The sequence below is a fragment of the Kitasatospora sp. NPDC054939 genome, from assembly GCF_053610105.1.
Genome location: NZ_JBSGXP010000031.1, coordinates 41,487 through 64,489 on the forward strand (window position 1 = coordinate 41,487; position 23,003 = coordinate 64,489).

The window sequence follows — 23,003 nt, forward strand, 5'->3', positions numbered from 1 at the left end:
CTCTCGTGGTGGGCCCCCACCATCACGCGGTTCGTCTGGTGGTGGGGGGCCCGGGACCCCGGCCCCCTCCCGCGGTGGCGGGCCCCCGCGGGGGGGGGGCCCACCCCTGGGGTGCGGGTGGGGGAGCGCTCGGCTCAGGCGGCGGCGGGGAGCTCGTCGAGGCCCTCGGCGACCAGCTTGGCGAGGCGGTCCAGGGCCTCGTCGGCGCCGGGGGCGTCGGAGGCGAGGACGATCTCCTCGCCGCCCTGGGCGCCCAGGCCGAGCAGGCCGAGCATGGAGGCGGCGTTGACGGGGGTGCCGCCGGGCTTCGCGATGGTGATCGGCACGCCGGTCGCCGTGACGGCGCGGACGAAGACGGAGGCGGGACGGGCGTGCAGGCCCTCGGCCCAACCGATGGTGACGCGGCGCTCAGCCATGAGACGTGCCTTTCGGGTGATGCTGGTCATGGCCGTGCTCCGGGTGGCGGCCATGTTGTCTAGACCAGTGTTGCACGCGGGCGACCGCTCCGGACCGCCCCGTTCGGGACTTGTGATTGTTTCTTCCAGGGGCAAAACCCCCGGCCAGTGGCCCTGTCCACCCTGCCGTCCGGGCAGCACCGGCGCCATTCGGCTCGCCGCCGGATAACCTGACGAACGTGGACGACGCCGCCGTATCGCAGCCGCAGCAGGGACCTCGGGCGCAGCAGGGACCGCAGCCGCGGCAGGGCCCGCAGCCGGACGCGCCGGACTACCCGCAGCACTGGGAGGCCGACATCCTGCTGCGCGACGGAGGCACGGCCCGGATCCGGCCGATCACCCCGGACGACGCCCAGCGGCTGGTGGAGTTCTACGAACAGGTCTCCGACCAGTCCAAGTACTTCCGCTTCTTCGCGCCCTACCCGCGGCTGTCCGACAAGGACGTCCGCCGCTTCACCCACCACGACTTCGTCAACCGGGTCGGCCTCGCGGTCGTCGTCCGCGACCACTTCATCGCAACCGTCCGCTACGACCGGATCGACGCCGACGGCCGCCCCTCCGACACCGGTACCGACGCCGAGGTCGCCTTCCTGGTGCAGGACGCCCACCAGGGCCGCGGCGTCGCCTCCGCCCTGCTGGAGCACATCGCCGCCGTCGCCCAGGAGCGCGGGATCCGCCGCTTCCAGGCCGAGGTGCTGCCGGAGAACCGCAAGATGGTGAAGGTCTTCACCGACGCCGGCTACACCCAGCACCGCAGCTTCGCCGACGGCGTGGTGCACCTGGAGTTCGACCTGGAGCCGACCGCCGCCTCGCTCGCGGTGATGCGGGCCCGCGAGCACCGCGCCGAGGCGCGCTCGGTGCAGCGGCTGCTCACCCCGCGCTCGGTCGCGGTGATCGGGGTGTCGCGCAACCCGCAGACCGTGGGCCGGGCGATCCTGCGCGACCTGCTGGGCGGCTTCACCGGCGAGGTGTACGCGGTGAACCGCAACGCCCCGCCCGGCACCGAACTCGACGGCGTCCCGGTGCGGCGCTCCCTGCTGGAGATCCCCGGCCCGGTCGACCTCGCGGTGATCGCCGTCCCGGCCGGGGCGGTGCCCGCCGCCGTCGGCGACTGCGGGGCGCACGGGGTGCAGGGCCTGGTGGTGGTGACCGCCGGGTACGCCGAGACCGGGCCGGAGGGCCGCGACCGCCAGCGCGCGCTGGTCCGCCAGGCCCGGGCCGCCGGGATGCGGGTGATCGGCCCGAACGCCTTCGGCCTGATCAGCACCGCCCCCGACCACCCGCTGAACGCCTCGCTGGCCCCGGTGCTGCCGCAGCGCGGCGGCTTCGGGATCTTCTGCCAGTCCGGCGCGATCGGCGTGGCCCTGCTGGAGACCGCCCACCGGCGCGGCCTCGGCGTCTCCTCCTTCGCCTCGGTCGGCAACCGGGCGGACGTCTCCGGCAACGACTTCCTCCAGTACTGGGCGGACGACCCGGCGACCGAGGTGGTGCTGCTCTACCTGGAGTCCTTCGGCAATCCGCGCAAGTTCACCCGGATCGCCCGCCGACTGGCCACCGCCAAGCCGGTCGTGGTGGTCAAGGGCGCCCGGCACACCGGCAGCCTGCCGCCGGGTCACGCCGTCCCGGCGACCGCGACCGGACTGCGCGACGCCACCGTGGACGCGCTGTTCCAGCAGGCCGGCGTGACCAGGGTGGAGACGATCACCGAGCTGTACGACACCGGCGAACTCCTCGCCCTGCAGCCGCTGCCGCCCGGCGACCGGGTCGCGGTGGTCGGCAACTCCGACTCGCTCGGGCTGCTCACCCACGACGCCTGCCTCAGCGCCGGCCTGCGCCCGCGCACCCCGGTCGACCTCACCACCGCCGCGACCGGCGAGAACTTCCGGATCGCCCTGGACGTGGCGCTGGAGGACCCCGCGGTGGACGCGGTGATCGCCGTCGCGATCCCGCCGATCGGCACCTCCGCGCACGCCTTCATGGGCGGCCGGCTCACCGCGCCGGACGATCCGGAGGTCGGCTCCGACGACCCCGAGATCGCCGCCGCCCTGCTGGAGGCCGGCGCACGGGCCCGGGAACTCGGCAAGCCGCTGCTGCTGGCCCACCTGGCGCTGACCGACCTGCCCGCCCGGCTGCGCCCGGGCGGGATCCCCGCCTACCCGGCGCCCGAGCGGGCGGTGCACGCGCTGGCCCACGCCGTGCACTACGCGCAGTGGCGCCGCCGCACCGCCGAGGCGGAGGAGACCGCGCGGGTCCCCGAACTGGACCGGATCGACGAGTCGGGCGCCCGCCTGCGGGTGGACGCCGCGCTGAGCACCCGGGCCGCGATCGCGGCCCGCACCCAGCCCGGCGGGGCGCGGATCACCCTGGCCGACGCGGACACGGCCGCCCTGCTCGCGCACTACGGCATCGACGTCTCCCCGACCCTGCCCGCACCGGACGAGAGGACGGCGCTGCGGGCGGCGGAGGCGCTCGGCTACCCGGTGGCGCTGAAGGCGACCGCGCCGCACCTGCGCCACCGCCCCGACCTGGGCAGCGTCCGGCTGGACCTCACCGGCGAGCCGGGTCTGCGCCGTGCGCACCGCGAGCTGGACGCCCTGCTGGGGGGAGCGGCGCAGGCCGGTCTCGTGGTGCAGCGGCTGGCCCCGCGCGGGGTGGACACGGTGATCGGCGCGACGGTGGACCCGGCGGTCGGCGCGATCCTGTCCTTCGGGCTGGCGGGGGCGCCGGCCGAGCTGCTGGGCGATGTCGCGCACCGGCTGGTGCCGGCCACCGACCGGGACGCCGCCGCGCTGATCCGGGAGGTCCGGGCGGCGCCGCTGCTGTTCGGCTGGCGGGGGGCGGAGGCGGTGGACACGGCGGCGCTGGAGGAACTGCTGCTGCGGGTCTCCCGGCTGGTGGACGACGTCCCCGAGGTGGCCTCGGTGGACCTCGAACCGGTGGTCGTGGCCCCGCACGGACTGGCGATCCTGGGGGCGCGGGTGCGGCTCGCACCCCTGCCCGTGCGCAGTGATCTGGGCCCGCGTGCCATGAGCACCCTGTAACCTTCCTTGGTTGCGCCCTGCCCGGGGCGCAGTCGTCCGGCGCTCGGTGGCGCACCCGCCCCGTTCCGTCGGCGGACCATGCCAGGATGGAGTTATGGCGAAGACCGGTACCACCACTCAGGACCTGCGTTCGGCGATCGAGCGCAGCGGTTACTACCCCGCCCTGGTCTCGGAGGCGGTCGAGTCGGCGGTGGGCCCCGAGCCGATCACGTCCTACCTGGTGCACCAGGAGACGACGTTCGACGCCAACGAGGTGCGCCGGCACGTGACGGTGCTGGTGCTGACCCCGACCCGGTTCGTGGTGAGCCACACCGACGAGCAGGCCGGCGACAACGGGAGCCCGGTGCCGTACGCGACGACGTCGACCGAGAGCGTGCGGCTGGACCGGATCGGTTCGGTGGTGGTCAGCCGGATGGTGGCGAACCCGGAGACGTACACCCCGGGCACGCTGCCGCGCGAGGTGGTGCTGACCATCGGGTGGGGCGCGGTGCAGCGGCTGGACCTGGAGCCGGCGGGCTGCTCCGACCCGAACTGCGAGGCGGACCACGGCTACACCGGGTCGGCGACCGCTGACGACCTGTCACTGCGGGTGAGCGAGGCGGGGGACGGCCCGGAGACGGTGGCCCAGGCGCTGGTGTTCGCGCGGGCGCTGTCGGACGCGACGATCAGCAACGGCCCGCGGGCCTGAGCGCGTACGAGCAGGGAACCAGACCTCCCACGATGTCCTTCGCACCGGCCGACGGCCACGATTCCTTCGAGATCCTCGATCCCGCGACCGCTCCGGCACCGCCGTACGGGGGCGGTTCGCTGAGCGATCTGCTGCCCTCGGTGGCGGCGGGGCTGGGGGTGCCCGGGTTCGACCCGGTGCTGCCGATCGCCCCGGCCGACCGGGTGGTGGTGTTCCTGGTCGACGGCCTGGGCTGGGAGCTGCTGCTGCGCCACCCGGAGTACGCGCCGTTCCTGTCCTCGCTGGTGGGCGGTTCGCTGGGCGGCACCGGCCGGCCGCTGACGGCGGGCTTCCCCTCCACCACGGCGACCTCGCTGGCCTCGGTGGGCACGGGCACCCCGCCCGGGCTGCACGGCCTGGCGGGGTACACGGTGGCGGTGCCGGGGGCCGGCCACCTGATGAACCAGCTGCGCTGGCAGCCGCACACCGACCCGGCGGCCTGGCAGCCGTACCCGACGGTGTTCGAGCGGACCGAGGCGGCGGGGGTGGCGACGGCGCAGGTGTCCTCGCCGCTGTTCGCGCAGACGCCGCTGACCCGGGTGGCGCTGTCCGGCGGGACCTTCCTCGGCCGGACCACCGGCGAGGAGCGGATGGACCAGGCCGCGCGCTGGCTGGCCGAGCACGACCGGGCGCTCGTCTACACGTACGTCAGCGAGCTGGACGGCGCGGGGCACCGCTTCGGGGTGGATTCCGACGAGTGGCGGATGACCCTGGACGCGGTGGACCGGCTGGCCCGGCGGCTGGCCGAGCAGCTGCCGCCGCGCTCGGCGATGTACGTGACGGCCGACCACGGCATGATCGACATCGCGCCGGAGGACCGCGTCGACTTCGACGAGGACTGGGAGCTGGGCGCCGGGGTGGCGCTGCTGGGCGGCGAGGGCCGGGCCCGCCACGTGTACGCGGTGCCGGGTGCGGCGGCCGACGTCCATGCGGTGTGGAGCGAGGTGCTGGGCGACCGGATGTGGGTGGCGACCCGGGACGCGGCGATAGCGGCGGGCTGGTTCGGCCCGGTCGTGGACGAGCGGGTGTACCACCGGATCGGCGACGTGGTCGCCGCCGCCCGGGACGACATCGCGGTGATCGCCTCCCGCAACGAGCCGGGGGAGTCCTCGATGATCGGCCTGCACGGGTCGATGACCCCGGTCGAGCAGTTCGTGCCGCTGCTCGAAGTCCGTGCCTGAACCCCTCCGTCTCTGAAAGGCCTTCGCTCCACCCATGGCTGAACTGGTGTTCTTCTCGGGCACGATGGACTGCGGCAAGTCGACGCTCGCGCTCCAGATGGACCACAACCACGCGGCCCGCGGCCGGCAGGGGCTGATCCTGACCCGCAACGACCGGGCGGGGGCGGCGACCATCTCCAGCCGGCTCGGCCTGCGCGCGGACGCGGTCGAGGTGACCGACGACTTCGACTTCCACCACCACGTGGTGCACCGGCTGTCCTCCGGCGGCCGGGTGGACTACCTGATCTGCGACGAGGCCCAGTTCTTCGCCGCCGAGCAGGTCGACCAGCTGGCCCGGGTGGTCGACGAACTCGGCATCGACGTCTACACGTTCGGCATCACCACCGACTTCCGCACCCGGCTCTTCCCCGGCTCGCAGCGGCTGATCGAACTCGCCGACCGGGTGGAGGTGCTGCAGGTCGAGGCGCTCTGCTGGTGCGGCGCCAGGGCCACCCACAACGCCCGCACGGTCGGCGGGGTGATGGTGGTCGAGGGCGCCCAGGTGGTGATCGGCGACATCTCGGTGAAGGAGGACGAGGTCGGCTACGAGGTGCTCTGCCGCCGCCACCACCGCCGCCGCCTCACCGCCGCGACCGCGCGCGCCTCGGTGCTCTCCCCGGACGTGCTGCCCTTCGAGGAGCAGATCGCCCCGTAGGGCCTCGGGGGGCCGTTCGGCCCTCAGCCCTCCAGGACCGAGAAGTGCCCGCCGCGCGGGTCGGCCAGCCGGGCCACCCGGCCCCGCGGGCCGGCGTGCGGCGCCACCAGCACCGCGCCGCCCAGCTCGACGGCCCGACGGGCGGTCAGTTCGGCGTCGTCGACCGCGAAGTGGACCCGCCAGCGCGGCGGGTGCCCGCGCAGCGCCCCCGGCAGGATCCCGGCCACCGGACGGCCGTCCACCAGCAGCTCGCAGGCCCCGCCGTCGGTCGGCACGGTGACCGGCCGGCCGAACACCGAGCCGTAGAAGGCCGCGGCCGCCGCGTCGTCCGCGGTCACCAGCTCGGACCAGGCCGGCGTGCCGGGCTCGGCGCCCGCCCCGCGGCCCGGGTGCTCCTCGCCCTGCCAGAGCCCGAACACCGCACCGGCCAGATCGGAGGCGATGGCGAGCCGCCCGGCCCGCTCCGCCTGCAGCGGGCCGACGGCCACCGTGCCGCCGCACTCGCGGACCTGCTGGGCGACCAGGTCCGCGCAGTCCACCGCGAAGTAGGTGGTCCACTGCACCGGGTACCCGGCGACCGACGCCACTCCGAGCCCGGCGACCGGCGCCCCGGACACCTCGGCCCGGACGTAGTCGCCGAGCTGGGTGGGGCCGGGCGCGTACGTCCAGCCGAGCAGCCCGCCGTAGAACGTGCGGGCACCGGCCAGGTCGTCGGTCATCAGGCTGACCCAGCACGGGGTGCCCTGGGCCAGACGGAGCTTCACCGCGGGCATGTGCGGGCCTCCTCAACGGGCGGTCGGCGCACGGTGGTGCGCACGTGAGGGTGATCGTTCCACCCCGGGGCGCGTCGAACCGTCCGGCCGCGCGGAAAGTCCGGCAAAGACCGGACAAAGAGCCCGGTCCCGTCCCGGCTGCGCCACAATGGCCGCCATGACCACCTACAACGTTGATCCGCCGCTGATCGCGGTCGCCGAGCTGGAGGGGGCGCTCGCCTCCGACCGCCCGCCGGTCCTGCTCGACGTGCGCTGGCAGCTGGGCGGTCCGCCCGGGATCGAGGACTACACCGCCGGGCACCTGCCGGGCGCGCACTTCGTGTCCCTGGACACCGACCTGGCCGCCCCGCCCGGTCCGCCCGGCCGCGGCGGGCGCCACCCGCTGCCGGACGTCGAGGAGTTCGGCGCGGTGCTGCGCCGCTCCGGGGTGTCGGAGGACCGCCCGGTGGTGGTGTACGACGGCGCGACCTCGATGGCCGCGGCCCGCGCGTGGTGGCTGCTGCGCTGGGCCGGCCACCGCCGGGTGCGGGTGCTGGACGGCGGCTTCGCGGCCTGGCAGGCGGCGGGCCTGCCGGTGGTCACCGAGGTACCGGCGCCCGGGGAGGGCGACTTCAAGCCGGTGCCCGGGCAGCTGCCGACGGTGGACGGGGACGCCGCGGCGGCGCTCGCCCGCAGCGGCCTGCTGCTGGACGCCCGGGCCGGCGAGCGCTACCGGGGGGAGACCGAGCCGATCGACCCGAAGGCCGGGCACATCCCGGGCGCGGTGTCCGCGCCGACCACCGGGAACGTGGGCGCCGACGGCCGCTTCCTCCCGGCGGCCGAGCTGGCCGAGCGGTTCCGGGCGCTGGGCGCGGAGGGGCGCGAGGTCGGTGTCTACTGCGGTTCCGGGGTGACGGCGGCCCACCAGGTCCTCGCGCTGGAGGTGGCAGGCGTGCCGGCGGCGCTGTACCCGGGCTCGTGGAGCGAGTGGTCGACGGACCCGGACCGCCCGGTGGCGGTGACCGACCAGCCGGGCTGATCCCGGGCACGCCGCTGCGCAAGGGGCCGGTCCGGCCTCCTGCGCAGCGGGCCCGGTACGGGCTACTCCTGCTTCTTGCGCCGGCTGCCGAAGACGATCTCGTCCCAGCTCGGCACGGTGGCCCGGCGGCCCGGCCGGACGCCGTCCGCCTCGGCCTGCCGGTCGGTGGTGCCGACCAGGCGCTCGCGGTGCGGGGCCACCGCACGCGGCATCAGGATGTCCGCGTAGGCGGAGCCCGCGCCGACCGCGGGCGCGGCGGCGGCCGGCTCCTCGATCTCCTCGGCGACGACCTCGGCGGCGGGCACCGGCTCGATGGAGGCGGGCGCGAGGTCGCCGCGGAAGGCGGGGACCACGTCGAGCAGGCTGGTCAGCGAGTCCCGGGCGTCGGCGGTGGCCTCGCGGGACTCCCGTACCTCGCGCGCCGACATGATGCGGTCGGCCGAGGGCCGGTCGATCATCGGGCGGGGCGGGCGGTCCTGCGGCAGCCGGGCGATGCGCGGGATGAACGGGAAGACCGACTCCTCCTCGCGCTCGACGTTCTCGCCGATCAGTGCGCGGGCCTCGTCGTCGTTCGGCTGGACCAGGCGCCGGGGCGGGTCGTACGTCCAGGACGCGCTGCGGCCCTCGCCGTCGGCCCGGTAGGAGAGGATGACCTCCCAGGTGCCGTCGTCGCGCCGCCAGGAGTCCCAGCGCTCGGTGTCCTTCTCGGCGCCGCGCAGCGCGAGCCGCTCGGCGACGGCCTCGCCGAGCTGCGGTCCGGTGGACTCGCCGTGCCGGCGGATCGCGGTCTTGCGGGCCCGTTCGGCCATGAAGGCGCGCTCGGCCAGGACGGGGCCCTCGAAGCGGCGGACCCGGTCGACGGAGATGCCGGCGGCCTGCGCGACCTCCTCGGCGGAGGCACCGGCTCGTATCCGCGCCTGGATGTCCCGGGGGCGGAGGTGGCTCTCGACCTCGATCTCGATCTGGCCGAGGCGCGGCCGGTCGCCGCGGATGGCGGCCCGCAGCCGCTCGTCGATGGGGAGGGTGTACTCCGTGCTGTCGGCAGCCTTGAGCACCAGCCGTGTGCCGTCGTTGCTGACGGCCACAACCCGCAGTTCGGGCACGGTTACCTCCCGGGTGGTGCCTGCCGACGTCACCTGCGTCGCTGCTCCCGTACTGAGTGTGGCCTGCCCGCTCGCGACTGGCCACAACCTTGCTGAGTTCCCCGGCGTGTCGGGCTCACGCCCGGGCACGCCGCTGTGGCACGGTTGCCTTTTTGCCACGTCATCCGTCTGACGTCGCGCCTGGGTGTCCCGGCCGTCCTCGCACGAGCAGAGATCGCGACGATCCGGGACCGGCGTCGCCGTGCGTGCCCGCTCCGTGGCTCTTCGTCAGGCTGCCGTGTGATGGGCAGTCGACAAGTCGACCCAAGGCTCGGACTTTACGAACAGTACTCCATTCGTGGCATCCAGAGGGGCGGCTCGCCGCTCAAGTCTCCCGCGATTCACGGGAATCTCAAGAGCGCGCACCCCAATGGCCGACCACCGGCGCGGGGACGGTGATCATCTTCACATATATCGACAGCGCAGAACCGGATTTTCGCCCCTTGTGTCCTTCTTTGGGCAAGATGGCGTGACTTGTTCGACAACGTCAGCGTCGAACAGTCGTACCGGCCGTAGGGATGTCGATGCCGGAGCGGAAGCCCGCCGAGGAGGGCGGCACGGAAGGTCGCAGGCGAATCGACCTGAGTGCGGCTCAGGTCGCCGCGAGTGCGCCGGCCGCCGTGGTGGGCGCGCTGCTCGCGTCCGAACTCGGCGTGTACGGAAGCATTCCGGGCGCTGTGGTGGCGAGCATCGGGGCGACCGTGGGAAGTGCGGTGTTCCAGCACATATTCCAGCGCACCGGCGAGCAGTTGCGTGCCACCGGCGGCGGCGGCCCCGGGCCGGTGGTGGACGAACTGCCCGCGGTGCCGGACAACGGGCCGCGCGCGGCGGGCATTTCCTCCGAATGGAACGCGCCGCGGATGGTGCGGGCCCGCCGCCGGTGGACCTGGAAGTCGTACGCGGCGGTATCGGCGACCGGAGGCCCGGCCGGACCACCGGCGGCCGGCCCCACGCCCTAGGAGCCGAGCACTCGGCGCAGGTAGTCGTTGCCGAAGACGCGCTGCGGGTCGACCTCGTCCCGCAGCGCGGTGAAGTCGGCGAACCGCGGGTAGACCCCGGCGAGGTAGCGGGCGTCGCGGGTGTGCAGCTTCCCCCAGTGCGGGCGGCCCTGGTGAGCGGCCATCAGCTTCTCCACCTCGGTGAAGTAGCCCTGCTCGGCGGTGCCCCGGTAGAGGTGGACGGCGATGTAGGCGGTGTCCCGGCCGTGGGCGGTGGAGAGCCACAGCTCGTCGGCGGGGGCGAAGCGCACCTCGACGGGGAAGCTGATCCGCCAGTCCGAGCGCTCGACCATCGCCTTCAGTTCGCGAAGCACCCCGTCCACGGCCTCGCGCGGCACCGCGTACTCCATCTCGGTGAACCGCACGGTGCGGGGGCTGGTGAACACCCGGTACGCGGCGTCGGTGTAGCTGCGGTCCGACCAGGCGCGGCTGGCGAGCGAGGCGATCGTCGGCACCGAGCCGGGGAAGCGGCGGCCGACCCGGCAGGCGCCCTCCCAGACGGTGTTGGAGAGGAAGTCGTCCTCCAGCCAGCCCTTGAACCGGGGCAGCGGGGCGGCCGGGCCCTGGCTGCGGTTGTTGCGCTTGGTGGAGCAGCGGTCGGTGTGCGGGAACCAGTAGAACTCGAAGTGCTCGTTGACGGAGGTCAGCTCGTCGAGCCGGTCGAGCACCTCGGCGAAGCGCATCGGCTGCTCGCGCGCGGTGAGCAGGAAGGCGGGTTCGACGCCGAGGGTGACGGCGGTGATCACGCCGAGGGCGCCGAGGCCGAGCCGGGCGCCTTCGAAGAGCCGGGGGTTCTCGGTGGGGGAGCAGCGCTGCAGGGTGCCGTCGGCGAGGACGATCTCCAGTCCGCGGATCTGGGCGGCGAGCGAGCCGGAGTCCCGGCCGGTGCCGTGGGTGCCGGTGGAGGTGGCGCCGGCGACGGTCTGCACCTCGATGTCGCCCATGTTGGTGAGCGAGAGGCCGGCGGCGGCGAGGGCCCGGTTGAGCCGGGCGAGCGGCAGGCCGGACTCGACGGTGACGGTGCCGGCCTCGCGGTCGACCGCGCGGACGGCGGTGAGGTTGTGCGGGCGGACCAGGACGGCGTCGTCGGCGGCGGCGATGGCGGTGAAGGAGTGTCCGGAGCCGACGGCCTTCACCCGGCGGCCGGCCGCGGTGGCCCGCCCGATCTCCTTGGCCAGTTCCTCCGCCGTCCCGGGGGCGACCGCCTTGGCGGGCCGGGCGCTCTGGTTGCCGGCCCAGTTGGTCCAGCGGGGGAGTGCGGTACTGGCCTGGGGCATGCGGTGCCTCCTGCTCCGTGGCCGAACGGGTCGGCGCGCGCTCGGGGACGCGGCGGCGCGGGCCGCCGCCCTACCCGCGGGTAGCGCCACGGGTAGGGCGAGACTAGTCAGTTCACCGTTCCAGGTCCACGGTCTGTCCGGCGGGCTCGGCGTCCGCCGCGGTCGCGGCGCCGGCCTGCAGGCGGCGCAGTCCGGCGAGGGCGACGAGGACGCCGAAGGCCCCGGCCACCAGGGGCACCCAGTAGCCGGCCGCGGCGCCGGAGGCGTCGACCACCCAGCCGCCGATCGAGGAGCCGAAGGCGACGCCGATGGCGAGCCCGGTGGTGGTCCAGGCCATGCCCTCGGTCAGCAGGGCGGCCGGTACGAGCCGCTCGACCAGGGCCATCGCGGAGATCAGGGTGGGGGAGATGGCCACGCCGGCCACCAGCAGGGCGGCGCCGGCGGCCAGCAGGCCGGCCATGCCGCTCACGGCCGAGGCCACCAGCAGGACGGGCACCATGCTGAGCGCCATCATCAGCACCCCGAGGAAGAACCGGTTGGCCAGCGAGCCCCTGGGCTTGAGGGCGCCGTAGACGAGTCCGGCCAGGCCCGAGCCGAGCGCCCAGACGGCGAGGACGACACTGGCCAGCCCCTTGTGCCCCTGGGCGTCGGCGTAGGCGACGGTGACGATCTCGACCGAGCCGAAGATCGCGCCGGTGGCGATGAAGGTGAGCACCAGGACGACCAGGCCGCCGTTCAGGATGGCGCTGCGGCCGCCGCGGGCCGAGGCCGGGTGGACCGGGGGCTCGGTGCGTCGCTGGGCGGTGAACAGGACGATGCCGACGGCGAGCGCGATGGCGGCGGCCAGCACCCCGGACTCAGGGAAGAGGTTGGTGGCCAGGCCGACGGCGAGGATCGGGCCGACGATGAAGCAGAACTCGTCGACCACCGCCTCGAAGGAGTAGGCGGTGTGCAGCTTGGGCGGCTCGTCGCGGTAGAGGTGGGCCCAGCGGGCGCGGACCATGGCGCCCGCGCTGGGCATCACTCCCATGCCGATGGCGAACACGAACAGCGTCCAGGCGGGGGCGCCGAAGTGGGCGCTCAGCAGCAGTCCGGCGCCGGAGGCCAGGGTGACGGCCGCCGCGGGGAGGGCCACCCGACGCTGCCCGTGGCGGTCGATGAGCCAGGAGACCAGGGGCCCCAGCACACCGGCGGCGATCGCCAGGGCGGCGGAGACCGCGCCGGCCAGTCCGTACGACCCCCTCAGCTGGGAGAGCATGGTCACGATGCCGATGCCGGTCATGGAGATCGGCAACCGGGCTATGAACCCGGAGGAGGAGAAGGCCAGGGTGCCGGGGGCGGCGAAGATCTGGCGGTAGCTGGACAGCACGGGGGAGCTCCGTGGAGGTAAGGAACAAGGCTGATCAGGACAGCTTACGTACCTTGGCAAACGGTATTTTCCGGACACCCGGCCCCGCCCCGCCGACGCCGTCCGGCCCCTCAATGGCAGGATCGGTCCCATGTCCGACGTGCGCAATCCCTCACCCTCCGGCGCCGCCCCGGTCGCGGCCCGACCGTACGACGCGCTGCTGCTGCTCTCCTTCGGCGGCCCCGAGGCCCCCGAGGACGTCGTCCCCTTCCTGGAGAACGTCACCCGCGGCCGGGGGATCCCCACGGAGCGGCTGAAGGAGGTGGGCAAGCACTACTTCATGTTCGGCGGGGTCAGCCCGATCAACGAGCAGAACCGCGAGCTGCTGGCCGCCCTGCGCAAGGACTTCGCCGAGCACGGCCTCGACCTGCCGGTGTACTGGGGCAACCGGAACTGGGCGCCCTACCTGGTCGACACCCTGCGCGAGATCGCCGCCGACGGCCACCGCCGCGTCGCCGTCCTCGCCACCAGCGCCTACGCCGGGTACTCGGGCTGCCGCCAGTACCGGGAGAACCTCGCCGACGCGCTCGCCCGGCTCGCCGAGGAGGGCCTGCCGCCGCTGCGGGTCGACAAGCTGCGGCACTTCTACAACCACCCCGGCTTCGTCGAGCCGATGGTCGACGCCACCGTGGCCGCCCTGGCCGCACTGCCCGAGGACGTCCGCGCCGGCGCCCGGCTGGCCTTCACCACCCACTCCGTCCCGGACGCCATGGCCGAGTCCTCCGGCGCCCCCGACGACCCCGCCCGCGGCCGGCCCGGCGGCGCGTACGTCGCCCAGCACCTGGACGTCGCCCGGCTGATCGCCGCGGCCGTCGCCGAGCGGACCGGCGTCGCCGACCGGCCCTGGGAGCTGGTCTACCAGTCGCGCAGCGGGGCCCCGCACGTCCCGTGGCTGGAGCCCGACATCTGCGACCATCTGGAGGCCCAGCACGCCGACGGCGCCCCGGCCGTGGTGATGGTCCCGATCGGCTTCGTCTCCGACCACATGGAGGTCAAGTACGACCTGGACACCGAGGCGCTGGCCAGGGCCGCCGAACTCGGCCTGCCGGCCGCCCGGGCCGCGACCGTCGGCACCGACCCGCGGTTCACCGCCGCCGTCCGCGAACTCGTGCTGGAGCGGGCCGCCGCCGAGCGCGGCGAGCCGGTCGCCCGCTGCGCGCTGGGCGCACTCGGCCCGAGCCACGACGTCTGCGCGGTCGCCTGCTGCCCCAACCCGCGCGCCCCCCGCCCGGCCGCCGCCGAGCGCTGACCCCCTTCCGGAGGAGAATCCCCGTGCCGAGCCCGAGCCCCGCACCGTCGGAGCATCCGTCGGACGAACTGCTGGACGAACTGCTGGACGTCGCCCTGGACGCCGCCCGCCAGGCCGGTGCGCTGCTGCGCGACGTCCGGCCCGCCGACCTGGGCGTGGCGGGCACCAAGAGCAGCCCGGTCGACGTGGTCACCGAGATGGACCTCGCCTCCGAGAAGCTGGTCCTGGAGCTGATCACCACCCGCCGCCCCGGGGACGGCTACCTCGGCGAGGAGGGCTCCGAACGCCCCGGCACCAGCGGTGTGCGCTGGGTGGTCGACCCGCTCGACGGGACCGTCAACTACCTGTACGGGCTGCCCTCCTGGGCCGTCAGCGTGGCCGCCGAGCTGGACGGCCGGGCGGTCGTCGGCGTGGTGTACGCCCCGGCGCGCGGCGAGCTGTTCCAGGCGGTGCTGGGGCGCGGCGCGCTGCTGGACGGCCGTCCGCTGGCCGCCCGTCCGGCCCCGCCGTGGGGGCAGGCGCTGATCGCCACCGGCTTCAACTACGTGCAGGACGTACGGGTCCGCCAGGCCGAGATCCTGCTCGCGCTGATGCCGCAGGTGCGCGACATCCGGCGCGGCGGGGCCGCCGCGGTCGACCTGTGCGACCTCGCGGCCGGGCGGCTGGACGGGTACTACGAGCGGGGCCTGGCGCCGTGGGACCGCGCGGCGGGCTGCCTGATCGCCGCCGAGGCCGGCGTCCTGGTCGGCGGCCGGCCCGGGCACGGGCCGGACGGCGAGCTGACGGTGGCCGCCGCCCCCGGCGTCTACGAGCCGCTCCAGGAGCGGCTGGCCGCCCTGCGCGCCTGGGCCTGACGGGGACGGGGGCGGGAGGAGGGGTGCGGGAGCGGTTCCCGCGCCCCTCCTCCCGCCCGTTCCCGCACCCCAGGCGCCGCTCGACCGGGCCCTCGCGGAGCTGCTCGACGGGCCCTTCCCGGTGCGCTCGACCGGGCCCGGACGGCGAAGAGCCCTGGCACACGGGGGATGCCAGGGCGTGGGTCTCGCTGGGGTGTCGCTGGTTGTCGGTCGGGTCCAGGGTCCTGCCGGATCCTGCACGGCCCCCGCAGGGCCGCTGGTGCCGGCGATGCCGGTCGTGGTGGTACGGGGTCAGGCGGCGGTGCGGTGGCGCTCCAGCACGGTGTCGACACCGTGCTCGGCGGCGAGCCGGCGCAGGTCGTCCAGCTCGGACTGTTCCACCTCGGCCAGGAACTCGTCCCCGGCCTCCAGAGCGCGGTGCAGGTCCTGCTCGGCATTGGCGATGCGCTGCAGGATTCCGGCGGTGAAGGCGTCCATACGGGCCCCCTTACTGTGTCGGACGTGCACGATCGTGCGTCCCCGGGCCAGGGGGCGCGAAGTCAGCGGAAGCACCGGGCCGGTTCTCGTGATCTCCGGTCGGGCGCGGAGACGGCCCTCGGGCCGCTCCCGTGACCCCACCCCCGGGGCCGGCGCGGATGAACGCACGGCGGGTGGGTGCGATCGGCCTACGAAGCCGGATCGCGGGTGTGCACCTGTCCTCCCCGCCCCCGGGTCGGGGAAACCTCCCGGCGCGAGAAAGTTGCCCGTGTCACAGTCCAACCGGACTGATTCCCCTGCGAACAACCGTTCGGCCCGGTGCGCGGGCGGCCCCCAGGCCGTGCCCAGGAGGCAGCTTATCGCTGCTTTACCGCGGGACCAGGCAGGATGGGGGCACCGTCGGAGCCGTGCGTCCGCTTCCGGGGCCGGCCTGGGAGAAGGGACAACCACCGTGCGGGTTCTCGTCGTCGAGGACGAGCAGCTGCTCGCCGAGGCCGTCGCCACCGGCCTGCGCCGCGAGGCCATGGCCGTGGACGTGGTGTACGACGGGGAGGCCGCGCTCCAGCGCATCGCGGTCAACGACTACGACGTGGTGGTCCTCGACCGCGACCTGCCGCTGGTCCACGGCGACGACGTCTGCCGCAGCGTCGTCGACCAGGGCCTGGCCACCCGGGTGATCATGCTGACCGCCTCCGGCGACATCAGCGACCGGGTCGAGGGCCTGGAGATCGGCGCCGACGACTACCTGCCCAAGCCGTTCGCCTTCAGCGAACTCGTCGCCCGGGTCCGGGCGCTGGGCCGCCGCGCGACCGTCCCGCTGCCCCCCGTCCTGGAGCGCGCCGGGATCTCCCTCGACCCCGGCCGCCGCGAGGTCATCCGCGACGGCCGCACCGTCCAGCTCGCCCCCAAGGAGTTCGCCGTCCTGGAGGTGCTGATGCGGGCCGGAGGCGCCGTCGTCTCCGCCGAACAGCTCCTGGAGAAGGCCTGGGACGAGCACACCGACCCGTTCACCAACGTCGTCCGGGTCACCGTGATGACCCTGCGCCGCAAGCTCGGCGACCCGCCGGTGATCGTCACCGTCCCCGGGTCCGGCTACCGGATCTGACCCCCCGGCCCCCGAGGGCCGACCCGAGAGGAACCCCATGACCACCCCGCCCCCGGCCGGCGGGTCCTCCGGCACGCCCGCCGGCGGCCCGCGACCCGCAGCCGTCCCGCCCAAGCCGCCGCACCCGCCGCGCGCACCGAGGCTCGGCTCGCCGTCGCACCACCACGGCTACGTCCCCGGCGACGGCATGCTCGGCTGGCTGCCGTTCCGCCCCACCATCCGGATCCGGCTCACCCTGCTCTACGGCGGGATGTTCCTGATGGCGGGCGTCGTGCTGCTGGTGCTGATGTACTTCTTCGTCCGCCAGGCCTTCCTCGACGTGCAGTCGCCGACCTTCGAGTTCGCCGAGTCGATCAGGGTCCAGGGGCGGCTGATGACCTCGGCGCAGTTCAACCAGTACCTCGCCGAGCAGCAGGACTACACCGCGAAGGTCGCCCTCACCACCCTGCTGCGCAAGTCCCTCACCGTGCTGGTCTGCCTCGCCGTGATCGCCTTCGCGGCCGGCTACGCCATGGCCGGCCGGGTGCTGCGCCCGCTCGGGCGGATCACCCGCACCGCCCGCGAGGTCGCCTCCTCCGACCTGCACCGCCGGATCGAGCTGGACGGCCCGGACGACGAGCTCAAGGAGCTCGCCGACACCTTCGACGACATGCTGGACCGACTCGACCGCTCCTTCGACTCCCAGCGCCGCTTCGTCGCCAACGCCTCGCACGAGCTGCGCACCCCGCTGGCGATCAACCGCACCCTGCTGGAGGTCCAGCTCTCCGACCCCGGGGCCTCCGCCGACCTCCAGCAGCTCGGCAAGACCCTGCTGGCCACCAACGAGCGCAGCGAGCAGCTGGTCGAGGGCCTGCTGTTGCTCGCCCGCAGCGACAACGAACTGGTGGACCGGCGGCCGGTGGAACTGGCCGAGGTGGCCGGCCGGGCGCTGGAGCAGACCCGCGCCGAGGCCGACAAGCGCGAGGTGGAGCTGCGCTCCGAACTCCACGCCTCGGTGGTCTCCGGCAACGGCGTGCTGCTGGAGCGGATCGCGCTCAACCTGCTGCAGAACGCGGTGCGCTACAACTCGGCCGACGGCTGGGTGGAGATCACCACGGCCGAGGTGCCCGGCGGCGGCGAGCTCGTCGTCTCCAACACCGGCCCGGTGGTCCCCGGCTACGAGCTGGAGCACATCTTCGAGCCGTTCCGCCGGATCAAGGGCGCCGACCGCACCCGCAGCGACAAGGGGGTCGGGCTGGGCCTGTCCATCGTCCGCTCGGTCGTCCGGGCGCACGGAGGGGTCGTCGAGGCCACTCCGCGCACCGGAGGCGGCCTCACCGTGAGGGTGCGCATCCCGGGAGCCTGAGACCGCTCGGAGGCCCGTACGGCCCCGGCTCTGCCTTTCGGGTGAGCCGCGGTCCGTGCGCCGACCATCGCAAGCCGCCCCCGCCGGCCGTGTCAAGACGACATAAGTGCTGGCGGGGGCGGCTTGTCATTTCCCGGGCGAGCAACTTACGGTGTCGTAACCTACGCAACCGTAAGGTTGAAGGTACGGCGCTGCGATCCGCAGCCGCACCCCGCCGTGCCGCGCCGCCGCGCCGTAGCCGTGACCCGCCCGATGTGCCCGCCCAACGCGCCCGTCCCGCGCGTGCCGTCTCTCCAGGAGCAAGACCGTGACCATCGCCCCCGTGCAGCGCAGCGCCTCGCTCGGATCGAGCGCCTGGACCGACACGCGACTGATCCTGGCCCTCGAAGAGGTCGTCGAGAAGGAGCTCGACCGACACCTCAAGGTCGCCAAGGAGTGGATGCCGCACGAGTACGTCCCGTGGAGCCAGGGCCGCGACTTCGACGGCGTCCTCGGCGGCGAGCCGTGGGCCCTGGAGCAGTCCAAGGTGACCCCGCTCGGCCGGGTCTCGCTGGTGGTCAACCTGCTCACCGAGGACAACCTCCCCAGCTACCACCACGAGATCGCCAGCATGTTCGGCCGCGAGGGCGCCTGGGGCACCTGGGTGCACCGCTGGACCGCCGAGGAGGGCCGGCACGGCATAGCGATCCGCGACTACCTGCTCGCCACCCGGGCCGTCGACCCGGTGGAGCTGGAGCGGGCCCGGATGAGCCACATGTCCGAGGGCTTCGAGTCCGACAACGCGCACAGCATGCTGCACTCGGTCGCGTACGTGGCCTTCCAGGAGCTGGCCACCCGCATCTCGCACCGCAACACCGGCCACTACGCCGGCGACCCGCTCTGCGAGCAGCTGCTCGCGAAGATCGCCAACGACGAGAACCTGCACATGGTCTTCTACCGGAACCTGCTGAGGGCCGCCCTGGAGATCGCCCCCGACCAGGCCATGCGCGCGATCGCCGACGTGATCACCGCCTTCCGGATGCCCGGCCACGGCATCCCCGGCTTCGAGCGCGCCGCCGCCCAGATCGCCATCGGCAACGTCTACAACCTGCGCATCCACCACGACGACGTGCTGCAGCCCGTGCTGCGCCACCTCAAGGTCATGGAGATCGCCGGCCTCGGCCCGGACGGGCAGCGCGCCCAGGACGAGCTGGGCGTCTTCCTGGACGGCCTGGACGGCCAGGCCCGGAAGTTCGAGGAGCGCCAGGCGGCCCAGCTGGCGCGCCGCGCGGCCCGGCTGGCCGCCCAGTAGCGGCACCCGTCGGCGGCCGGATCCGGATCGGATCCGGCCGGTCGGGTTGGGGGGATTTTCCGCGGTTTGCCCCGGAAGATTCAGAACGTGACGAAGCTCACACCGTGTCGCTCCGCGCCGCCGGCCGACTCCGTGCGGTGATCATGTCGAACCCGCCCCCGGTCGCCGTCCGTGACCGGATCCGGGGCCCGACCGCCCGCGGTGGATTGACCCGGACCCCTGGCGGGCAAGGGAATCGGCGAGGCGCCGCAGCGCAGGCGGTCACTGTCGGTGTCCGGCGGGCCGCCCCTGCGGCGGCCCGGCGATGGCCCAGCGTGAGGCCGCCCACACCCGATCCGATCACCCCAACGGACGCCCGGCTGAGTGTCGATTGAGTAACAGGGCTTGAAGTAAGGCAAAATCTCCGCCTCGGGTCGGGCACAAGACCGGCCCCCCATGCGTTACGTGCGCTGGAGATACCGCACACACCGCACAACCCGGAGGGGGAGAGCGAAAATGGCTACTGACTACGACACCCCACGCAAGACCGATGACGACCTCAACGAGGACAGCATCGAGGAACTCAAGGCTCGGCGGAACGAGAAGACCACCAGCTCGGTGGACGTCGACGAGTTCGAGGCCGCCGAGGGCCTCGAACTGCCCGGCGCCGACCTCTCGAACGAGGAGCTGTCCGTCCGGGTGCTGCCGCGCCAGGCCGACGAGTTCACCTGCATGAGCTGCTTCCTCGTGCACCACCGCAGCCAGCTGTACAGCGAGAAGAACGGCAACCCGATCTGCCGGGACTGCGGCGCCTGAGAACCCGCGGCCATGGTCCGGGTTCCGCGGTCGCCGCGAAGCCGGCACGTCGCCCCTTCCGGCCCCGGGCAGCGGGGCCGGAGGCAGCACCGGCGACCGCCGCGGCGGTCGGCACCTGCCGTACGGCGTCGGCGCGGTACGGAGCAGGGCAGTAGTACAGGAGTCATGGGGACGGTCCCGCCGGGCGGAACCGTCCCTCCTCCGTATCCGGGCTCGGACCCGGGGCGGCGCCCCGGGCGCCCTCCGCCCGACACCCTCCGCCAGGCGGCTCCCGCCGGGCGTCCTCCGCCGGGCTCAGGCGCGGGCGGACCTGCGGGCGTCGTCCAGCGCCTCGGCCAGCCGCATCGGCGAGCGGGTCGACAGGTAGAGGTACGGCGTCGGGTCGGCCGGGTCGGTCACCTCGACCTTCAGGGCGGTCGGCACGTAGCTGCGCAGCAGCATGAAGGCGCGCGGGTCGGACTTCACCCCGCGCCAGGCCACCGCCTCGGCCGGGCTCAGCGGCTGGGCCGCGCCGAGGGCGTCCACCGGGATCCGGGCCTGCCCGGCCACCAGCGAGCCCTGGACCACGCGGATCCGGGCGGAGCCGTAGCTGCTGATCGCGACGGCGCCGACGGCGACGCCGACCACCAGACCGATCAGGGCCCCGACCCCGCTGAAGCGGAGCAGGATCAGCGCGAGCGTCAGCCCGAGCGCGGCAGGGAACAGCCACCAGGAGCGCGGCACGGTGAGGCGTTCGTCGTACATGCCCTCCATTGTGGTCGCCGTTATGCCGTGCCCCGGCACCGCACCCCGTCGGTGCGGCCCGGGACCCGGGGCGCCGTAGTCGGGCGTGCACCCGCGCCCGAGTGGGTGCCGCCGGTGCCCGATCGGGCACCGGAAGACCGTTTCCCACGGATCTACTCGTCGGTAGGGTTGGTCGCCGTGACCGGTTCCGTAGCCACCCAGCCCGCCCAGCCGCCCGTGGCGGCGCCCGCCGCCCCGCTGCCCCCGACCGCGCCGCTGTCGCCGACCACGCCGCCGCCGGACGCCGTCCTGCCGCCGCGCGCGCCCGAGGCGCCCGCCCCCGGCACCCGGCTCGGCTCGCACTACGAGCACTGCTTCGGCTGCGGCCCGCAGCACCCCGGCGGCCTGCGGATCGACGCGGTGGCCGGCGAGGGCCTCGACGTCACCGCCGAGTTCACCGTCCGCGACCACCACCAGGGCGGCCCCGGGCTGGCCCACGGCGGCCTGCTGACCGCCGCCCTGGACGAGACCCTCGGCAGCCTCAACTGGCTGCTCCACGCACCCGCCGTCACCGGCCGGCTGGAGACCGACTTCCTCGCCCCGGTGCCCGTCGACTCCGTCCTGCACCTGCACGCCTGGATCACCGGCGTGCACGGCCGCAAGATCTACAGCGCCGCCGAGGGACGCATCGGCGGACCCGACGGCCCGGTCGCGCTCCGGGCGGCGGCACTCTTCGTCCAGGTGAAGCTGGAACACTTCACCAAGCACGGTCGCCCCGAGGACATCGAGAAGGTCCTCGACGATCCGGACCTGATGAAGCGCGCCAGAGCCTTTGAGGTGAACCCTTGAGCAGCACCCCCCGCCCGCCGGTGGACATCCTGATCCGACGCATCGACGCGGAACTGCCCCTGCCGTCGTACGCGCAGCCCGGCGACGCCGGCGCCGACCTGCGGACCACCGTCGACGCCGAGCTGGCCCCCGGCGAGCGGGCCGTCCTGCCGACCGGCATCGCCATCGCCCTGCCCGACGGCCACGCGGCCTTCGTGCACCCGCGCTCCGGGCTGGCAGCACGTTGCGGAGTTGCCCTCGTGAACGCCCCGGGGACGGTCGATGCCGGGTACCGTGGAGAGATCAAGGTGATCGTCGTCAATCTGGACCCGCACGAGGCCGTCAGCTTCCGCCGAGGGGACCGGATCGCCCAGCTGGTCGTCCAGCAGGTCGAGAAGGCCCGCTTCCACGAGGTGGCCGAGCTCCCCGGGTCTGCGCGGGCCGAGGGCGGGTTCGGGTCGACCGGCGGCCATGCCGCGGTCTAGGCTGCCCGCGGACTCGCAGGAAGCCGAGCAGGTATTCGCATCGGTCTTGGACCGGGAAGGACAGTGACCGTGTTCCGTCGTCGCCAGAAGAGCGAGGACGCTGTCGAGCAGCTCGCCGACGACGCCATCAGCGCCGACGAGACGGCCGATGACGTCGAAGGTTCCGCCGAGAGCGAGAGCGTGACCGAGCTGGACCCGGCCGACCGGGTCGGCCTGCCGCCGGCCCCGCGTCCGGACGGTCCGTGGGACTTCTCCGAGCTGGAGAATCCGGAAGAGGGCCGGGTCGACCTCGGGGGCCTGCTGGTCCCCGGTGTCGAGGGCATGGAACTGCGCGTCGAGGTGGCCGGCGATGCGATCGTCGCCGCGACGCTGGTCCTCGGCAACAGCGCCGTCCAGCTCCAGGCCTTCGCGGCCCCCAAGTCCGAGGGCATCTGGGGCGAGGTCCGCGAGGAGATCGCCAACGGCATCACCTCGCAGGGCGGCCTCGTCGAGGAGGAGGAGGGCGCCCTCGGGTGGCACCTCCGCGCCCAGGTCCCCGTACAGCTGCCGGACGGCACCCAGGGTGTCCAGCTGGTGCGCTTCGTCGGCTGCGACGGACCGCGCTGGTTCCTCCGCGGCGTGATCTCGGGCCAGGCCGCCGTGCAGCCCGAGATGGCCGGGATCCTGGAGCAGGTCTTCCAGCAGACCGTCGTCGTCCGCGGTGACAGCCCGATGGCCCCCCGCGACCCGATCGTGCTGAAGCTCCCCGAGGACGCGCAGATGGTCGCCGACGGCGGCGGCTCCGTGCCGGCCGCCGGCGAGGAGGGCCGCTTCGGCGGTGCCGCCCTCGACCCGTTCGCGCGCGGCCCGGAGATCACCGAGGTCCGCTGACCGGCCCGCTGACCGGCTCGATCGTCCCGTCCCACGGGTGTGGGGCGGGACGATTTGCTTGGGGCGGGTCCGGCCCCGTACAGTTCCGGAGTCGCCGCGAGAGCAGCGGCCGAAAGCAAGTCCGATGAATGAAGCTCCGGAAAACGGGGCGGAAAACGTCTGATAAGCTCGGAACACGAAAGAACGAAGCGCCCGGAGGGCCCGCTGGAAGGCGGTCCGAAGGAAGTGTCCGTTCCTTGAGAACTCAACAGCGTGCCAAAAGTCAAC

Annotated in this window: 22 protein-coding genes; 15 read left to right on the forward strand and 7 right to left on the reverse strand. The window is 74.0% G+C overall.

All coding sequences use genetic code 11. The annotated features are described in order from the left end of the window. Positions 1-134: 134 nt before the first annotated feature. Positions 135-416, reverse strand: a complete 282-nt coding sequence (locus ACWGB8_RS12095; RefSeq protein ID WP_452212747.1) for an HPr family phosphocarrier protein — start codon at positions 414-416, stop codon at positions 135-137. A gap of 218 nt (positions 417-634) precedes the next feature. Between ACWGB8_RS12095 and ACWGB8_RS12100 the strand changes: the two genes are divergently transcribed. The 4 genes from ACWGB8_RS12100 (at position 635) to ACWGB8_RS12115 (ending at position 6,098) form a co-directional block, all read left to right on the forward strand. Beyond that, positions 635-3,496: a bifunctional acetate--CoA ligase family protein/GNAT family N-acetyltransferase gene (locus ACWGB8_RS12100; protein ID WP_452212749.1), complete on the forward strand. Its 2,862-nt coding sequence runs from the start codon at positions 635-637 to the stop codon at positions 3,494-3,496. 94 nt (positions 3,497-3,590) lie between these two features. Further along, on the forward strand, positions 3,591-4,184 hold the full coding sequence (locus ACWGB8_RS12105; RefSeq protein ID WP_452212751.1) for a DUF5998 family protein: 594 nt from the start codon (positions 3,591-3,593) through the stop codon (positions 4,182-4,184). A 32-nt stretch (positions 4,185-4,216) separates the two neighbouring features. Then, a complete protein-coding gene (locus tag ACWGB8_RS12110) occupies positions 4,217-5,404 on the forward strand; it encodes an alkaline phosphatase family protein (protein WP_452212753.1) in 1,188 nt (395 codons plus the stop codon). Positions 5,405-5,438: 34 nt separating this feature from the next. Beyond that, a complete protein-coding gene (locus ACWGB8_RS12115; RefSeq protein WP_452212755.1) occupies positions 5,439-6,098 on the forward strand; it encodes a thymidine kinase in 660 nt (219 codons plus the stop codon). 23 nt (positions 6,099-6,121) lie between these two features. Here ACWGB8_RS12115 and ACWGB8_RS12120 read toward each other — a convergent pair whose 3' ends face one another. Then, entirely contained in the window at positions 6,122-6,871 is a 750-nt protein-coding gene (locus ACWGB8_RS12120) for a VOC family protein (RefSeq protein ID WP_452212757.1), read from the reverse strand. A 157-nt stretch (positions 6,872-7,028) separates the two neighbouring features. On the opposite strand from ACWGB8_RS12120, the gene ACWGB8_RS12125 reads away from it, so the two are divergent. Then, positions 7,029-7,889 (forward strand): sulfurtransferase, encoded by an 861-nt coding sequence (locus ACWGB8_RS12125; protein ID WP_452212759.1) that lies wholly within the window; start codon positions 7,029-7,031, stop codon positions 7,887-7,889. A 62-nt stretch (positions 7,890-7,951) separates the two neighbouring features. Here the strand turns inward: ACWGB8_RS12125 and sepH are convergent, their stop codons facing one another. Then, a complete protein-coding gene (sepH, locus tag ACWGB8_RS12130) occupies positions 7,952-9,025 on the reverse strand; it encodes a septation protein SepH (RefSeq protein WP_452212761.1) in 1,074 nt (357 codons plus the stop codon). 530 nt (positions 9,026-9,555) lie between these two features. On the opposite strand from sepH, the gene ACWGB8_RS12135 reads away from it, so the two are divergent. Further along, positions 9,556-9,990, forward strand: a complete 435-nt coding sequence (locus tag ACWGB8_RS12135) for a hypothetical protein (protein ID WP_452212762.1) — start codon at positions 9,556-9,558, stop codon at positions 9,988-9,990. On the opposite strand, the gene ACWGB8_RS12140 is transcribed toward ACWGB8_RS12135, so the two are convergent. Both ACWGB8_RS12140 and ACWGB8_RS12145 read right to left on the reverse strand, forming a co-directional pair. After that, on the reverse strand, positions 9,987-11,306 hold the full coding sequence (locus tag ACWGB8_RS12140; protein WP_452212764.1) for a D-arabinono-1,4-lactone oxidase: 1,320 nt from the start codon (positions 11,304-11,306) through the stop codon (positions 9,987-9,989). The genes ACWGB8_RS12135 and ACWGB8_RS12140 overlap by 4 nt on opposite strands. 112 nt (positions 11,307-11,418) lie before the next feature. Further along, positions 11,419-12,675: an MFS transporter gene (locus ACWGB8_RS12145; protein ID WP_452212766.1), complete on the reverse strand. Its 1,257-nt coding sequence runs from the start codon at positions 12,673-12,675 to the stop codon at positions 11,419-11,421. Positions 12,676-12,805: 130 nt separating this feature from the next. On the opposite strand from ACWGB8_RS12145, the gene ACWGB8_RS12150 reads away from it, so the two are divergent. After that, positions 12,806-13,963: a ferrochelatase gene (locus ACWGB8_RS12150; RefSeq protein ID WP_452212767.1), complete on the forward strand. Its 1,158-nt coding sequence runs from the start codon at positions 12,806-12,808 to the stop codon at positions 13,961-13,963. A 23-nt stretch (positions 13,964-13,986) separates the two neighbouring features. Beyond that, positions 13,987-14,817 (forward strand): inositol monophosphatase family protein, encoded by an 831-nt coding sequence (locus ACWGB8_RS12155; protein ID WP_452212769.1) that lies wholly within the window; start codon positions 13,987-13,989, stop codon positions 14,815-14,817. 291 nt (positions 14,818-15,108) lie between these two features. On the opposite strand, the gene ACWGB8_RS12160 is transcribed toward ACWGB8_RS12155, so the two are convergent. After that, entirely contained in the window at positions 15,109-15,294 is a 186-nt protein-coding gene (locus tag ACWGB8_RS12160) for a hypothetical protein (RefSeq protein WP_452155205.1), read from the reverse strand. A gap of 451 nt (positions 15,295-15,745) precedes the next feature. Here ACWGB8_RS12160 and ACWGB8_RS12165 point away from each other — a divergent pair, with 451 nt between their 5' ends. The 4 genes from ACWGB8_RS12165 to ACWGB8_RS12180 all read left to right on the forward strand — a co-directional run bounded on the left by ACWGB8_RS12165 (position 15,746) and on the right by ACWGB8_RS12180 (position 19,830). Next, positions 15,746-16,399 (forward strand): response regulator transcription factor, encoded by a 654-nt coding sequence (locus ACWGB8_RS12165; protein ID WP_238863910.1) that lies wholly within the window; start codon positions 15,746-15,748, stop codon positions 16,397-16,399. Positions 16,400-16,436: 37 nt separating this feature from the next. Continuing rightward, positions 16,437-17,744 (forward strand): sensor histidine kinase, encoded by a 1,308-nt coding sequence (locus tag ACWGB8_RS12170; RefSeq protein ID WP_452212771.1) that lies wholly within the window; start codon positions 16,437-16,439, stop codon positions 17,742-17,744. Positions 17,745-18,051: 307 nt separating this feature from the next. Beyond that, complete coding sequence (locus ACWGB8_RS12175; RefSeq protein ID WP_452212773.1) at positions 18,052-19,035, forward strand: acyl-ACP desaturase; 984 nt, start codon at positions 18,052-18,054, stop codon at positions 19,033-19,035. A gap of 495 nt (positions 19,036-19,530) precedes the next feature. Then, positions 19,531-19,830: a DUF4193 domain-containing protein gene (locus ACWGB8_RS12180; protein ID WP_396313861.1), complete on the forward strand. Its 300-nt coding sequence runs from the start codon at positions 19,531-19,533 to the stop codon at positions 19,828-19,830. A 294-nt stretch (positions 19,831-20,124) separates the two neighbouring features. Here the strand turns inward: ACWGB8_RS12180 and ACWGB8_RS12185 are convergent, their stop codons facing one another. Continuing rightward, entirely contained in the window at positions 20,125-20,574 is a 450-nt protein-coding gene (locus ACWGB8_RS12185) for a DUF3093 domain-containing protein (RefSeq protein ID WP_452212774.1), read from the reverse strand. A 237-nt stretch (positions 20,575-20,811) separates the two neighbouring features. Here ACWGB8_RS12185 and ACWGB8_RS12190 point away from each other — a divergent pair, with 237 nt between their 5' ends. From ACWGB8_RS12190 to ACWGB8_RS12200, 3 genes are all read left to right on the forward strand, one after another. Continuing rightward, positions 20,812-21,402 (forward strand): PaaI family thioesterase, encoded by a 591-nt coding sequence (locus tag ACWGB8_RS12190; protein WP_452212783.1) that lies wholly within the window; start codon positions 20,812-20,814, stop codon positions 21,400-21,402. Beyond that, positions 21,399-21,866 (forward strand): dUTP diphosphatase, encoded by a 468-nt coding sequence (dut, locus tag ACWGB8_RS12195; protein WP_452212776.1) that lies wholly within the window; start codon positions 21,399-21,401, stop codon positions 21,864-21,866. Before ACWGB8_RS12190 ends, dut begins: the two co-directional genes overlap by 4 nt. Before the next feature lie 69 nt (positions 21,867-21,935). Beyond that, positions 21,936-22,736, forward strand: coding sequence for a DUF3710 domain-containing protein (locus ACWGB8_RS12200; protein WP_452212778.1), 801 nt, complete (start codon positions 21,936-21,938; stop codon positions 22,734-22,736). Positions 22,737-23,003 lie beyond the last annotated feature (267 nt).